We start from the raw sequence: 14,502 nt of genomic DNA, 5'->3' as shown, positions 1-14,502 counted from the left end.
CTGACCCCATGCCGAACTCAGAAGTGAAACGCCGTAGCGCCGATGGTAGTGTGGGGTCTCCCCATGCGAGAGTAGGGAACTGCCAGGCATCAAATAAAAGCGAAAGGCCCAGTCGAAAGACTGGGCCTTTTTGCTTTTTTAACGTATCACGGAAAAGAGGCCGGATACGCGTAAACGCTTTACCCGGCCCACGAGGTTGATATTTCTGTCGGTCTGATACGTGCAGGCAATTGGGCGTTAATGTATAACCTGCGATAAAAAGGCACGGGTTCGTTCGGATTTAGGATGGGCAAAAAATTCATCTGGAGGCGCCTGTTCGACAATCTCTCCAAGATCCATAAAGATCACCCGATCCGCTACCGTGCGGGCGAACCCCATTTCATGTGTTACACACAGCATTGTCATTCCCGATTGCGCCAGGCCAATCATCGTATCCAGCACTTCCTTTACCATTTCGGGATCTAACGCTGACGTGGGTTCGTCAAACAGCATGATTTTGGGTTTCATACACAGCGAGCGCGCAATAGCGACACGCTGTTGCTGACCACCGGAAATTTGCCCGGGATATTTATGTGCATGTTCAGCAATGCGGACCCGCTCAAGGTAGTGCATTGCCAGCACTTCGGCTTCTTTCTTCGGCATCTTTTGCACCCAAATAGGAGCCAGTGTGCAGTTTTGCAGAACCGTTAAATGAGGGAAAAGATTAAAGTGCTGAAAGACCATGCCAACTTCCTGTCTGACACGTTCGATATTGCGGATATCTTCGTTGAGCTCGATTCCATCCACGACAATACGCCCTTGCTGATGTTCTTCCAGATGGTTAATACAGCGAATAGTCGTCGATTTTCCGGAACCAGAAGGCCCGCACAATACGATACGTTCTCCCTGTTTTACCTGCAGGTTGATATTTTTCAGGACATGAAACTGCCCATACCATTTGTTGACGTTTTCCAGCGTAATCATCGCGTCAGTGGACGGCATTACTATTTGGCTCATAAATTCCTCAGTGCGGTGTACGCCCGGTGTTAAAACGTTTTTCCAGATGCTGGCTATAACGCGACATGCTGAAACAGAAAACCCAGTAAATCAGTGCAGCGAAAACATATCCTTCTGTCGACATTCCCAGCCAGGCCGGGTCGACAGTTGCTTGCTGGACGCTGCTAAAGAGATCAAACAGGCCGATGATAATGACCAGGCTGGTATCCTTGAATAGCGCGATGATGGTATTGACCAGGCCGGGAATGACCAGCTTCAGCGCCTGGGGAAGAATAACCAACCCCTGCGTTTTCCAGTACCCAAGCGCCAGTGATTCAGCCGCTTCATATTGACCTTTTGGTAAGGCCTGTAATCCTCCGCGTACCACTTCAGCAACATAGGCTGACTGGAAGAGAATGACACCAACCAGTGCCCGAATAAGTTTGTCGATAGTTGTACCCTCCGACATAAATAGCGGGAGCATGACTGAGGACATAAACAGGACGGTTATAAGCGGCACACCACGCCAGAACTCAATGAAAATGACCGATAAAACACGCACGATCGGCATATGAGAACGGCGGCCTAACGCCAGTAAAATGCCCCACGGAAGCGCGCCTGCAATACCCACGGATGCGATGATAAGCGTCAGTGTTAATCCACCCCACTGGCGAGTTTCTACGCGCTCAAGCCCGAAAAAACCCCCGTACATCAGCCACCAAACCACCACTGGATAAATGACGGCCCAGACGGCGATATAGCGGCCACGGTGGGGGATGATTTTCAAGAACATCGGGATGAAGGAAAGCAGACCAATAATCAGAGCCAGATTGACGCGCCAGCGTTGATCGTGTGGATACAGTCCATACATAAATTGCCCGAAGCGTTCATGGATGAAAACCCAGCAAGCCCCTGCTTTTGTACAATCGGCCCGGCTAGAACCGACCCAGTTGGCCTGCAGGAATGCCCAGTTCAACAGCGGGGGAAGGAACGACCAAATAAGCCACACGCATAGCAATGTGAGCAGGCTGTTTGACCAACTAGAGAACAGGTTTTTACGTACCCAAAATAGAATGCGACTTGCCTGGTTACTGCTCGGGCGCGCGGGGCGAGACAGCAGTGCTTTTGTCATCATGGCTCCTTAGCGCTCAATCAGTGCGATGCGGCGGTTATAAATATTCATCAACAGAGAAATGCTCAGGCTGATGATCAGGTACACCGACATGGTGATGGCGATAGTTTCGATGGCCTGTCCTGTTTGATTGAGCACAGTACCGGCAAACAATGACACCATATCCGGATAGCCAATGGCGGCTGCGAGAGAGGAGTTCTTGACGATATTCAGATACTGGCTGGTCAATGGGGGAATGATGACGCGCAGCGCCTGTGGGATGATCACCTGGCGCAGCGTTACCGGATTTGGCAGGCCCAGCGAGCGTGCTGCTTCATGTTGGCCATAAGGAACAGCCTGAATCCCCGCCCGGATAATTTCAGCAATAAACGCTGAGGTATACACCGAAAGCGCCAGCGTCAGGGCAGCCAGTTCGGGAATAAGCACCATACCGCCACGGAAGTTAAACCCGCGTAGTTCAGGGATATCCCAGTGCAGCGCCGCACCGAAAATCCAATGTGAAATCATCGGTAGAAACACGATTAGCATCAGGGCTGTTGGCCATGTTCGGCGCAACTGGCCTGTTTTGGTCTGGTGCATTTTGTTGAAGCGAAATAACCCAATGGTGATGATGACGGCAAGCATGATTGCGGCACAGAAGGTAATCAGGCCTTCTCCCATCTGTGGTGCCGGAATGTAGAGCCCGCGATTGCTCAGAAAGACCAGATCCAGGGCACTAACAGCCTGCCGCGGTCCGGGCAAATTCCGCAATACGGCAAAATACCAAAAGAAGATCTGCAGCAATGGCGGGATATTGCGGAACGTTTCGATATAAATCGTAGAGAGCTTTCGTAGTAACCAGTTATCCGACAGCCGTGCCAACCCGAGAAAAAAGCCGAGAAATGATGCGAAAACAATGCACAACGCAGAGACTAATAGCGTATTAAGCAGACCGACGATAAAAACGCGGCCATATGTATCGCCTTGCTCGTAATCAATCAGATGCTGGACGATACCAAATCCGGCACTGCGTTCGAGAAAAGAAAATCCCGAGGTAATACCGCGACTGCTCAGGTTATTAATGGTGTTATGAATGAGATAGATCGCAATGCTAACGACCGCAATCACAGCGAGTATTTGAAATAACCAGGCGCGGACCGCAGGGTTAGAAAAGGATAACGATCCTTTTACGTTTGAGCGGCGATGGGGCATAAGAAAACCTCGGTAACTATGACTCTGGGCTGAGCGCCGCAGTTGCGGCGCTCGTTGCATCACTGCGCATTAGCGCACGGGTGGTGCATACTGAATGCCACCGTTATTCCAGAGGTTGTTCTGCCCACGCTTGATCTTCAGCGGGCTTTCCGATCCAACGTTACGCTCAAAGATCTCCGAGTAGTTACCTACCTGCTTGATAATGTTATAAGCCCATTTGTTATCAAGTTTCAGATCCTTGCCATAATCCCCCTCTTTACCTAGCAGGTGCGCCATATCCGGTGTTGCAGGATTTGCCGCTTTTTCGTCAACATTTTTCGAGTTAACCCCCATCTCTTCGGCGTTCAGCATAGCGAACAACGTCCAGCGAACAATCGAGAACCACTCGTCGTCACCACGACGCACGACTGGCCCCAGTGGCTCTTTAGAAATAACTTCTGGCAGTACAATCCATTCTGCTGGGTTGCTCAGTTTGATCCGCAGGGCGTACAACTGAGACTGGTCGGAGGCAAGTGTATCGCAGCGCCCTGATTCGAGAGCTTTAGCGGACTCATCAGAACGGTCAAAGGTGACAGGGGTATACTTCATTTTATTGGCTTTAAAGTAGTCGGCCACATTCAGTTCAGTATCTGTTCCTGCCTGAATACAAACCGTTGCGCCATCCAGCTCTTTAGCGCTCTTCAGGCCCGCTTTATTGTGGGTAAGAAAACCGATGCCGTCGTAATACGTTACGCCAGTGAAAGACATTCCCATTCCGGCATCGCGAGAAGAGGTCCATGTGGTATTACGGGAAAGCATATCGACCTCACCAGACTGTAACGCGGTGAAGCGTTCTTTGGCGGTGAGTGGGATATATTTTACTTTGCTGTCATCACCAAATACGGCAGCGGCAACGCCACGACATACATCGACATCAATACCTGAGAACTTACCGCTTGCATCAGCGTAAGAAAAACCAGGCAGGCCATCACTGATACCACATTGCACAAAACCCTTTTTCTGTACGGCATCGAGAGTTGCGCCGGCATGTGCCTGATTTGCAACCGCAAGCAGCACGCCGGCCGCAGCCAGGCTGGCTATTATCATCTTTTTCATAGAGCATCCTGTGTGGAGGAATTATTGTTATGGAAACGTTCTGAAAACGTCTTTTACCTGTCTGTGGCTATGGCCATACTCTTCTAAGCAAAGGTAGTGCCAGGTTTTTGCGCACGATTATTCGACGCAATATGCAGAGTGTAGACAGGAAAGAATAAATGCAGCGCCCTGAAGTGGTGCAAAATTGAAACGTAAGCCACATTTCGGCGCAAAAAATTTAAAAATAAGACAGGACGCATGATAACGATTTCAGGCGTGAATATCCGTAGCGTGAGAATAATGAAAGGGATGTGCGTTATAACGAAGAATACAGAAAATGCTAATTTGAGTTCATGGATATGTGAAGCGAATCTATAATAATTTTATTTTATGAATGATGCCATGAACTAACATTTTGTCTTATATTAAGATTTAATTAGTATTGCTAAAAGCGCGGTAACGGCCGCGCTTTTATGATTTTTTATTTCGTCAAGGCAACTATCCCAAGCGTCAAGCCGGCAACAGCGGCTGCACCACCGGCTATCGCTCCTGCAGTTTCCCAGTTATCCTGCGTGGTGCCTTTCATACAGGTATTGGTATGAACCAGACGCCCTTGATCGTCATAGACAGGCACACAAGGGGAATCGTGTGCACAGCCAGCCAGTAATGCGGTAAGCAGTGCAACGGGTATTAATCTTTTCATGGTGTTACCTCAAAAATAAGCGTTTCGCTAATTGAGCAAAGGTAAACGCTCAGCCATCTGCGAACTCGACTGCTATTTTACCACTGCTTAAAAAAAGACTGACATGAGGAATAATCTCAATTCATGTGGATTGTAAAAATAATGGATGAAATGGGGCACCTGAAAGTTTGTTCTGCAATGCTTCAGCAAAATTAAATGTCTATCTCATTAATAAATAAAGAACTCATCATCATGTAAAAAGGCGTCTATGGACGCCTTTATTTTACAAATTATTCGTGGTGCCGGCTAAAACGCCGTTTAACGACAACGAAGAAGACGGGAACGAAGAAGATCGCTAACAATGTTGCGGTGAGCATCCCCCCCATAACACCGGTACCAACAGCATTCTGCGCACCGCTACCTGCACCATGGCTGATAACCAGAGGCATAACCCCCAGAATAAACGCCAGGGATGTCATCAGGATTGGACGAAGACGCATGCGCGACGCCTCCAGAATGGCTTCTATCAATCCTTTGCCCTCTTTATCCATCAGGTCTTTGGCAAATTCGACGATCAGGATGGCGTTCTTCGCCGAGAGGCCAATAGTGGTTAACAGACCCACCTGGAAGTAGACGTCGTTATTCATCCCACGCACTGATGCAGCTAACAGTGCGCCTACCACACCGAGCGGTACAACCAGCATGACGGAGAAGGGAATCGACCAACTCTCATACAACGCGGCCAGGCAAAGGAAGACGACGATTAGCGAGATGGCATAAAGTGCAGGTGCCTGGTTACCCGACAGTCGTTCCTGATAAGACATACCCGTCCAGTCATGACCAATACCGTTTGGCAGCTTTTCTGCGAGGCTTTCCATTAGTGCCATTGCTTCACCCGTACTTCGACCCAGCGCGGCTTCCCCCAGTATTTCCATCGATGGCATGCCGTTGTAACGCTCCAGGCGCGGTGAGCCGTAAACCCAATGCGATGCGCTGAACGCAGAGAACGGAACCATTTCGCCATTGGCACTGCGGATATACAGATTACTGATGTCCGTTGGCAGCATGCGGTATTTAGCATCCGCCTGAACGTACACTTTCTTCACTCGGCCGCGGTCAATAAAGTCATTGACGTAATAGCCGCCCAACGATGCAGAGATGGTCTCGTTAATGTCCGACAGCGAAACGCCCAGTGCTTGTGCTTTCTCCTGATCGACATCCAGTTTGAACTGAGGGGTATCTTCCAGGCCGTTCGGACGCACGCGGACTAACAAATCTGGGTGTTTAGCCACCATACCCAGCAGTTGGTTACGGGCTTGCGTTAATGCTGTATGTCCCAGACCGCCCTGATCGATCAGCTCGAAGTCGAAGCCGGTTGCAGTACCCAATTCAACAATCGCCGGCATGTTGAAGGGGAAGACCAGACCATCGCGGATCTGGCTGAAGGCGCGAGTGGCGCGTGCAATAACCGCTTCGGCGCTGTTTTCCTCTCCGCTACGCTCATCCCAGGGCTTGAGGCTGACGAACGCCAGACCTGAGTTTTGTCCCTGACCGCTGAAGCTAAAGCCGTTAACCGTGAAGACGCTTGCGACGTTAGCTTTCTCATTGTTCAGATAATACTGGGTGACCTGATCCAGCACTTTCTGGGTGCGCTCTTGTGTTGCCCCCGCCGGGAGCTGAATCATAGTCATAAATACGCCCTGATCTTCTTCCGGCAGGAAGGAGGTCGGCAGACGCATAAACAGCACCGCCATTCCGATCACGATGATCAGGTAGACAACCAGGTAACGCCCGGTTTTACGCACAATACCGCTGACACTATTGGTGTAGTGGTTGACGCTGTGATCGAATTTGGCATTAAACCAGCCAAAGAAACCGCTTTTTTTCTCGTGATGTTCAGCCGATACCGGCTTCAGCAGCGTTGCGCAAAGCGCGGGAGTCAGGATCAGCGCGACCAGAACAGAAAGCGCCATGGCGGAAACAATGGTGATGGAGAACTGCCGGTAGATAGCACCTGTCGACCCACCAAAGAAAGCCATCGGGATAAAGACCGCAGACAGCACCATGGCGATGCCGACCAGCGCTCCCTGAATTTGTGACATGGATTTTTCCGTCGCCTCTTTAGGCGGCAGATTATCTTCCATCATCACACGTTCGACGTTTTCCACTACCACTATCGCATCATCGACCAATAGACCGATGGCGAGCACCATCCCGAACATCGTCAGGGTGTTTATTGAGTAGCCAAACGCGGCAAGTACGGCAAATGTGCCTAACAATACGACGGGGACAGCGATGGTTGGAATGAGCGTTGCCCGGATGTTCTGCAGGAACAAATACATGACCAGGAACACCAGCACGATCGCCTCAAACAGCGTTTTTACCACTTCGTGGATGGAGATGGTCACAAACGGCGTGGTGTCGTACGGATAGACCACCTTCATTCCCTGCGGGAAGAACGGTTGCAACTCAGCCAGTTTGGCTTTGATAGCGTTAGCGGTATCCAGCGCGTTTGCCCCGGTTGCCAGCTTAATACCGAGGCCGGACGCAGGCTTACCGTTAATATGCGCCACCACGTTGTAGTTCTCACCACCCAACTCGATCCGCGCAACGTCCTTCAGGTGAACAACTGAACCATCGCTGTTTACGCGTAAAGTGACTTTGCCGAACTCTTCAGGATCTTTCAGTCGCGTTTGCGCAATGATAGAAGCGTTAAGCTGCTGGTTAGGTAATGCTGGCGTACCGCCTAACTGACCTGCGGCTATCTGATCGTTCTGGACCTTCAACTGATTGATCACATCAACCGGCGTAAGCTGGTACTTGTTCAGCAAGTTCGCATCCAGCCAGATGCGCATAGCATACTGTGCACCAAACAGCTGTACGTCACCCACGCCATTAAGACGACTGATTGAGTCTTTAACGTTAGAGGCAACGTAGTCGGAAATATCATCCTGTGTGGTTTGCGGGTTATCAGAAACAAACCCCGCGACCATTAAAAAGCTGCTGCTGGATTTCTCAACGCCGATCCCCTGCTGCTGGACTTCCTGCGGCAGTAAAGGTGTGGCGAGCTGCAGTTTATTTTGCACCTGAACCTGGGCGATATCGGGGTCGGTACCGGACTGGAAGGTCAGCGTGATGGTCACACTTCCAGCGGAATCGCTGGTGGAGGACATATACATCAGGTTATCGATACCGTTCATATTCTGTTCGATAACCTGCGTAACAGTATCTTGTACCGTCTGCGCATCCGCACCTGGATAGGTTGCGGTAATAGCGACCGCAGGAGGTGCAATGGTTGGGTACTGCGCCACGGGGAGCTGCATGATTGCCAGAGCACCCGCCATCATCAGAATGATGGCCAGTACCCAGGCAAAGATAGGACGCCTGATAAAAAAGTTAGCCATGTCCGGTTACCTTATTGGGCTTTCGTGGCAGAGATTTCGGTGTCGGCAGTTGCTTTAACCTGGACGCCAGGGCGTGCTTTCTGTAAGCCGCTCACGATAACTTTGTCACCCGGTTGCAGACCTTCGCTGATGAGCCACTTGTCGCCAATGGCTTGTGCGGCAACAACGGCGCGAGACTCAACCTGACTTTTATCGTTAACGACCATCACGGTGGCATCGCCGCGAGGCGTACGTGTTACCCCCTGCTGCGGAACGAGAATGGCATTTGGCTGAACACCTTCATCAATGCGCGCACGCACGAACATGCCCGGCAGCAGCGTGTGCTGCGGGTTAGGGAAGACGGCCCTGAGGGTGATGGATCCGGTACTTTCATCAACCGTCACGTCAGAAAATTGCAAAGAGCCTTTCAGTGGGTACGACTGACCATTTTCCATTACCAGTTCGACGGTACTGCTGGCGCTGTCTTTATGCAGGCTCCCTTGCTCAACTGACTGTTTGAGGCGCATAAAGTCATTGCTGGACTGCGTTACGTCGACATAAATAGGATCAAGCTGTTGAACGGTAGCAAGCTCAGTCGCCTGGCCATTCGTGACTAATGCGCCTTCGGTGACGTTAGATTTACCGATCCGTCCGCTAATGGGCGATGTCACTTTGGTGTAGGCCAGGTTAATACGTGCGCTTTCGACCGCGGCTTTTGCTGCGATTACGGATGCATCGGCCTGGCTGGCATCAGCAATGGCCTGATCGTACTCTTGCTGGCTGATGTACTTAGTGCCTACCAGCGGAACATAACGTTTTACCGTTAAATGCGCGATAGCTGCCGCCGCTTCACTCTTTGCCAGCTCGCCTTTGGCGCTGTCATAGTCAGCCTGGTAAGTCGCGGGGTCGATCTGATAAAGCGACTGACCGGCTTCAACATCGCTTCCCTCAGTGAAATTCCGTTTAAGTACAATCCCGCTAACCTGAGGACGGACTTCTGCGATACGAAATGCCGTTGTGCGCCCGGGTAATTCGGTCGTCACGGCTAAGGGCGCCTTTTCGACGACATGGACAGTCACCTGCGGCTCTGCGGGATGAGCTTGTGTTTCTCCCTGATCGTTACAACCGGCGAGTAATGCAGCGGAGATGATGATGAATGAGGGCAGGAGTGAAAACCTGGCATTTTTCGTCATTTCTATTCCTTAAAAAACCGAACGCTCGTTATTAACCGGGTAACGCAGAGGCGATAACGCGCACAAGAAAAATAATAGTTGGCTATCCTACAAATTATTAGCTTGCGATGTAAGCAATACTTATTTATGGGCGCGACACACGGCACATAAAAACAAAAAAAGATTAATCCTCTGCTGTTTTATTATGGTGTTAATAGCAATACTATGATGCGCATAAATACATATTGAAATAAGTATTTGATTGGTGAATGTATTTAAGGTTTTTATATGCTTTGTTTATTCGTGTGCAATGTCAGCAATTAACGCTTTTAGACCTCGTCTAAATAAACGCTAAGTGATACATTTATTTCGTTTAGCAAATATTAGATAAGAAAGTTAATCATTCTCCACTCTACTCCGGACAGTCGGAACCATGGTCAGAAGAACGAAAGCTGATGCTCTCAAAACGCGGCAGCACCTGATTGAAACAGCGATAGCGCAGTTTGCCGCGCGCGGCGTAAGCAATACGACGCTCAACGACATTGCGGACGCCGCCAACGTTACGCGGGGAGCGCTCTATTGGCATTTCGAAAATAAAACGCAGCTTTTTAATGAGCTTTGGTTACAGCAGCCGCCCTTGCGCGATCTTATTCAGGAGCGGCTCGTGGGCCGTTGGGGAGATAACCCACTACAGCGGCTACAAGAAAGATTAGTTGTGGGTTTGCAATATATTGCTGAGAATCCTCGACAGCAGGCATTAATGCAGATTTTATATCATAAATGTGAATTCCATAATGATATGATATCGGAACAGACTATTCGTGAAAAAATTGGTATCAACCATCTGGGTATGCGCATTGCCTTGCAGAAATGTATGGACGACGGGCTTATCGCAACCAGCCTTGATTTAGACGTTATAATAATTATTCTTCATGGGAGTTTTAGTGGCATTGTTAAAAACTGGCTCATTAATCCAATGAGTTATGATCTTTATAAACAAGCGCCAGTATTAGTTGATAATGTATTAAAAATGTTAAGCCCTGATGGCTGCATGCTGCAATTGATTCAGGGTGAGGATCAGGCTGGCTAGTTTCTGCCGCCATGGACTGACGGCAGTTGCAGAACGGTAAGTCACCGGACGTACTATTCGAGGTCGATACAGTTGACCAGCTTGAGGGGATTTACTGAGTTCATATTCCGGCACTTATCGTGCTCTGTTGTCATCAACTCTATCCACTGAATGAGCAGCGCATCAAAAAGAAAAACAAAGACAGCAAAAACAACCAGCCACCAATACTTGCGAATCATTACCAAATCCTGTGTATTCATGCCCAAGCGTGCAGGGAATATACACGAAATCTAAAAGCTGAAAAGCAGACTTACAATGCTTTTACTTTGCTGAAATTCCACCGCTCTTTTCCGGTAATCGACTCTTTTTAGACAGGTTTTTCGTCTTGCGCTTTTTCACCTTTGCAAGCTCATTCTCTGAAAAATGAGAACCAATACTCAATCTTCTGAGCCCCATTTTTACGTATTCGGCATTGATTTCAATCCCGACAAACTTGCGACCTAATTCCACGGCAGTGGCACCGGTTGTGAAGCTACCGGCAAACGGATCCAGCACTTTGTCATCTGGGTTGGAGGAAGCCAGAATGATGCGCTCCAGCAGGGCTTTGGGTTTCTGCGTGGGGTGGTTTTCGTATTCATCCATCAGGTAGCGAACGCGTGGAAACTCCCAGACATTACCGGGTACTTTTTTATGATTGTAGGGCTGAGGTGGGTTTTTTCTGTAGTCTATTAGCGCGCGTTTCGCCCCGGTTTTCGCTTCAACCAAAATATCATCACGGTTAAATGTATAACTTTTTGGGTCTTTGACCATCATCAGGATCGGTTCATACATGGAGCCAAAGTACTTTTTGGCCTGTACCCCTGAGCTATCATAGGCCCACACAATACGGCTCTTGATGGTAAAAAGCTGTCGACATTTGAGGTCGATGTACGGCATGTTCTCCGTACTGTTCATGATGTACATGGTGCCTTGTGGCTTTAATATTCGATGGCATTCATCAATGCACTCGAACAGCGAGGCCAGAAAGCTCTCTTCGTCCCAGGATTCTACCAACCCGTCAAAGTCTTTCCCGATGTTATAAGGTGGGTCGGCAAAGATCAGATCGATGCTTTCAGACGGCAGCTTTTTCAGTTCAGTCAGCGCATCACCCTGGATTATCTTTTTTGATTCATCACCAAAGTAGACAGGTTCACATCTCGCTTTCATCACCAAAGCCTCCGTGTGACGCGAATAAAAAAGGCGCTTCCCCATGCCGAGTAGCGCCTTTTAAAACAAACATTTCGCTGATTAGTATCAGTTCATGCCGTATTTTTTCAGTTTTTTACGCAGCGTACCACGGTTGATGCCCATCATCAGGGCAGCACGGGTCTGGTTACCGCGGGTGTATTGCATCACCATGTCCAACAGGGGCTGTTCTACTTCAGCCAGTACCAGCTCATAGAGATCGTTAACATCCTGACCATTCAATTGAGCAAAATAGTTCTTCAGTGCCTGTTTAACCGAGTCACGCAGGGGTTTTTGAGTTACCTGATCCTGAGAGTTAACGGTAGAAACGGTCAGTACGTCAGAATTTACGCGTTGTTCGAACATAGTTCTGTCAGCTCTTTATTTCTGTTTACGCAAAATTTTCGAAGTATGCCTCCAACGCCGCCAGCTGTTCGCTGGAGTCTTCAATGGCGTTGAATGTGCGCCGAAACTGGTCATCCGGAGCGTGTTCCTGGAGATACCAGGATACGTGTTTACGCGCAATTCGGTACCCTTTTGCCTGACCATAAAAGTCGTGCAATTCCCGAACATGCGCACAAAGCAAGCGCTTCACCTCTGCCAGAGGCAGCGGGGGCAGCAGCTCCCCAGTGTCCAGATAATGCTGGATTTCCCGAAAGATCCAGGGTCTTCCCTGAGCTGCACGTCCTATCATCAGGGCATCCGCCCCCGTATAGTCGAGTACAGCTCTGGCTTTATGCGGGTCAGTAATGTCGCCATTCGCGATAATCGGAATGGAAACTTTCTGCTTAACTGCCCGAATACTGTCGTACTCAGCATCTCCATTGAACAAACAGGCGCGGGTGCGTCCATGAATGGTCAGAGCCTGAATGCCACAGTCTTCAGCCAGTTGGGCAATCTCTACGCAGTTACGGTGTTCCGGAGCCCAGCCGGTGCGAATCTTGAGTGTGACAGGAACGTCCACTGCATTGACGACCTCGGTTAGTATCGATTTCACTAAATCCGGGTACTGCAAGAGGGCTGAACCTGCGAGCTTGCGATTCACTTTTTTAGCCGGACACCCCATATTGATATCAATAATCTGGGCGCCGCTTTCCACGTTAATACGTGCGGCATCAGCCATCTCAACAGGATCGCTACCGGCAATTTGCACCGTGCGAATTCCTGGCTCATCAACGTGCACCATACGTAAACGAGATTTGTCGCTTTCCCAAACCTGCGGGTTAGAAGACATCATCTCGGATACCGTCAATCCTGCTCCCATCTCATAGCACAGCGTCCTGAATGGTCTGTCAGTGATGCCAGCCATAGGTGCTGCGATCAGGCGATTTCTGAGCTGGTATTGTCCGATGCGCATGAGTTAAGAAATGACCATACTGTGACTGCAAGGCGGCGTATATTACGCATTTTTTGCATGAGATGAAAGGCCAAACTTTGACCAATCCACTGAGGTGGATCAATGAATTGCTGACTAAGTACACAGTTTCAAATTAAAAGCTTTAATAATCATTTGGATACGTAGTTGCGCTAATTTATCATCCGTTTATAAATTCCGAAAACTTCTCTTTTTTTATTGCGCTCAGGCTCAGGACATCAGGATAAAAAGCTGTTTTTGTGTACAAATAGTGACTTTGTAATGCGATCTCGCTCTCATTTCCGCAAATCATTTTGCGAAAACGAAAGCGATTTTGGGGTTAGCGATAGTAACGCGTGACGATTATTTTTTCTGACCGGTAATACGGCACCACTCTTCTTTTTCGATGACCGGATCGAGTGTAAAGAGATCGGCATAGGCCTCACAGACGCTTTCCGCCTGGCTGGCAAGAATGCCAGAAAGCCCCAGTAGACCGCCCTCAACGGGCAGTACGCTGATTAACGGCGCCAGTTCACGTAATGGACCCGCGAGGATGTTGGCGACCACCACGTCGGCTTTCATGGCTTCTGGCTGGTCTTTCGGCAGATAAAGCTCCAGACGCTCAGAAACGCCATTACGCTGGGCGTTATCACGGCTGGCCTGAATCGCTTGTGGATCGATATCCACGCCGATGGCTTTCGCTGCGCCCAGTTTCAATGCCGCAATGGCCAGAATGCCGGAGCCGCAGCCAAAGTCGATAACCGTTTTGCCGTTAAGATCGAGACCGTCCAGCCATTGCAGGCACAGAGAGGTGGTGGGGTGAGTGCCGGTACCAAACGCCAGACCCGGGTCCAGCATCACGTTGACGGCGTTCTCATCCGGGACATCGCGCCAGCTCGGGCAAATCCACAGGCGTTCGCCAAAGCGCATCGGATGGAAGTTATCCATCCATTCGCGTTCCCAGTCTTTATCTTCAAGCTGTTCGATTTTATGCGCGAAGCCTTCACCCAGCAGCGGATGCTGCTCCAGAATGGCAACGACTTCTTTCATGTCGGTTTCTGCGTCGAACAAGCCGATAACATCGGTATCGCCCCACAGGCGAGTCTCGCCCGGCAGAGGCTCGAACACCGGCGTATCATGCGTATCCTGGAAAGTGATGGAAACGGAGCCCGCTTCCATCAGTGCATCGCTTAACTCTTCTGCGTTAGCACCCGTTGTGTTCAGTTTCAGTTGGATCCATGGCATG

13 protein-coding genes and 1 rRNA gene are annotated in these 14,502 nt (G+C 49.7%); 2 read left to right on the top strand and 12 right to left on the bottom strand.

Annotation, left to right across the window (positions count from 1 at the left end):
- Positions 1-88, top strand: a 5S ribosomal RNA gene (gene rrf / locus SK32_RS17805); the annotation flags it as partial.
- 149 nt (positions 89-237) lie between these two features.
- On the opposite strand, the gene SK32_RS17800 is transcribed toward rrf, so the two are convergent.
- The 7 genes from SK32_RS17800 to SK32_RS17770 all read right to left on the bottom strand — a co-directional run bounded on the left by SK32_RS17800 (position 238) and on the right by SK32_RS17770 (position 9,630).
- Positions 238-996, bottom strand: coding sequence for an amino acid ABC transporter ATP-binding protein (locus tag SK32_RS17800; RefSeq protein ID WP_048213472.1), 759 nt, complete (start codon positions 994-996; stop codon positions 238-240).
- Positions 997-1,003: 7 nt separating this feature from the next.
- Complete coding sequence (locus SK32_RS17795; protein ID WP_048213471.1) at positions 1,004-2,107, bottom strand: amino acid ABC transporter permease; 1,104 nt, start codon at positions 2,105-2,107, stop codon at positions 1,004-1,006.
- 9 nt (positions 2,108-2,116) lie between these two features.
- Positions 2,117-3,298: an amino acid ABC transporter permease gene (locus tag SK32_RS17790; protein WP_048213470.1), complete on the bottom strand. Its 1,182-nt coding sequence runs from the start codon at positions 3,296-3,298 to the stop codon at positions 2,117-2,119.
- Positions 3,299-3,367: 69 nt separating this feature from the next.
- Entirely contained in the window at positions 3,368-4,393 is a 1,026-nt protein-coding gene (locus SK32_RS17785) for an amino acid ABC transporter substrate-binding protein (RefSeq protein WP_048213469.1), read from the bottom strand.
- 460 nt (positions 4,394-4,853) lie between these two features.
- Positions 4,854-5,075 (bottom strand): putative periplasmic lipoprotein, encoded by a 222-nt coding sequence (locus SK32_RS17780; protein WP_048213468.1) that lies wholly within the window; start codon positions 5,073-5,075, stop codon positions 4,854-4,856.
- 269 nt (positions 5,076-5,344) lie between these two features.
- Entirely contained in the window at positions 5,345-8,458 is a 3,114-nt protein-coding gene (locus SK32_RS17775) for an efflux RND transporter permease subunit (protein ID WP_048213467.1), read from the bottom strand.
- Between the two features lie 11 nt (positions 8,459-8,469).
- Entirely contained in the window at positions 8,470-9,630 is a 1,161-nt protein-coding gene (locus SK32_RS17770; RefSeq protein ID WP_048213466.1) for an efflux RND transporter periplasmic adaptor subunit, read from the bottom strand.
- A gap of 412 nt (positions 9,631-10,042) precedes the next feature.
- On the opposite strand from SK32_RS17770, the gene envR reads away from it, so the two are divergent.
- Positions 10,043-10,699: an acrEF/envCD operon transcriptional regulator gene (envR, locus tag SK32_RS17765; RefSeq protein ID WP_048213465.1), complete on the top strand. Its 657-nt coding sequence runs from the start codon at positions 10,043-10,045 to the stop codon at positions 10,697-10,699.
- A 53-nt stretch (positions 10,700-10,752) separates the two neighbouring features.
- Here the strand turns inward: envR and SK32_RS25095 are convergent, their stop codons facing one another.
- The 5 genes from SK32_RS25095 to prmA form a co-directional block, all read right to left on the bottom strand.
- On the bottom strand, positions 10,753-10,917 hold the full coding sequence (locus tag SK32_RS25095; protein WP_048213464.1) for a DUF2556 family protein: 165 nt from the start codon (positions 10,915-10,917) through the stop codon (positions 10,753-10,755).
- Between the two features lie 82 nt (positions 10,918-10,999).
- Positions 11,000-11,884, bottom strand: a complete 885-nt coding sequence (gene yhdJ / locus SK32_RS17755; RefSeq protein WP_048213509.1) for an adenine-specific DNA-methyltransferase — start codon at positions 11,882-11,884, stop codon at positions 11,000-11,002.
- Positions 11,885-11,971: 87 nt separating this feature from the next.
- Positions 11,972-12,268, bottom strand: a complete 297-nt coding sequence (fis, locus tag SK32_RS17750; protein WP_000462905.1) for a DNA-binding transcriptional regulator Fis — start codon at positions 12,266-12,268, stop codon at positions 11,972-11,974.
- A gap of 25 nt (positions 12,269-12,293) precedes the next feature.
- The gene (gene dusB, locus SK32_RS17745; protein WP_003025224.1) at positions 12,294-13,259 is read right to left on the bottom strand and encodes a tRNA dihydrouridine synthase DusB; all 966 of its coding nucleotides are present in this window, start codon (positions 13,257-13,259) and stop codon (positions 12,294-12,296) included.
- A gap of 360 nt (positions 13,260-13,619) precedes the next feature.
- Positions 13,620-14,501 carry a 50S ribosomal protein L11 methyltransferase gene (gene prmA, locus SK32_RS17740; protein ID WP_003025221.1) on the bottom strand — a complete coding sequence of 294 codons (882 nt, stop codon included), beginning with the start codon at positions 14,499-14,501 and terminating at the stop codon, positions 13,620-13,622.
- Between the last annotated feature and the right edge of the window lies 1 nt (position 14,502).

The organism is Citrobacter sp. MGH100, from assembly GCF_001034465.1.
Classification (GTDB): domain Bacteria; phylum Pseudomonadota; class Gammaproteobacteria; order Enterobacterales; family Enterobacteriaceae; genus Citrobacter; species Citrobacter youngae.
This window is presented reverse-complemented; position numbering and strand designations above follow the sequence as displayed.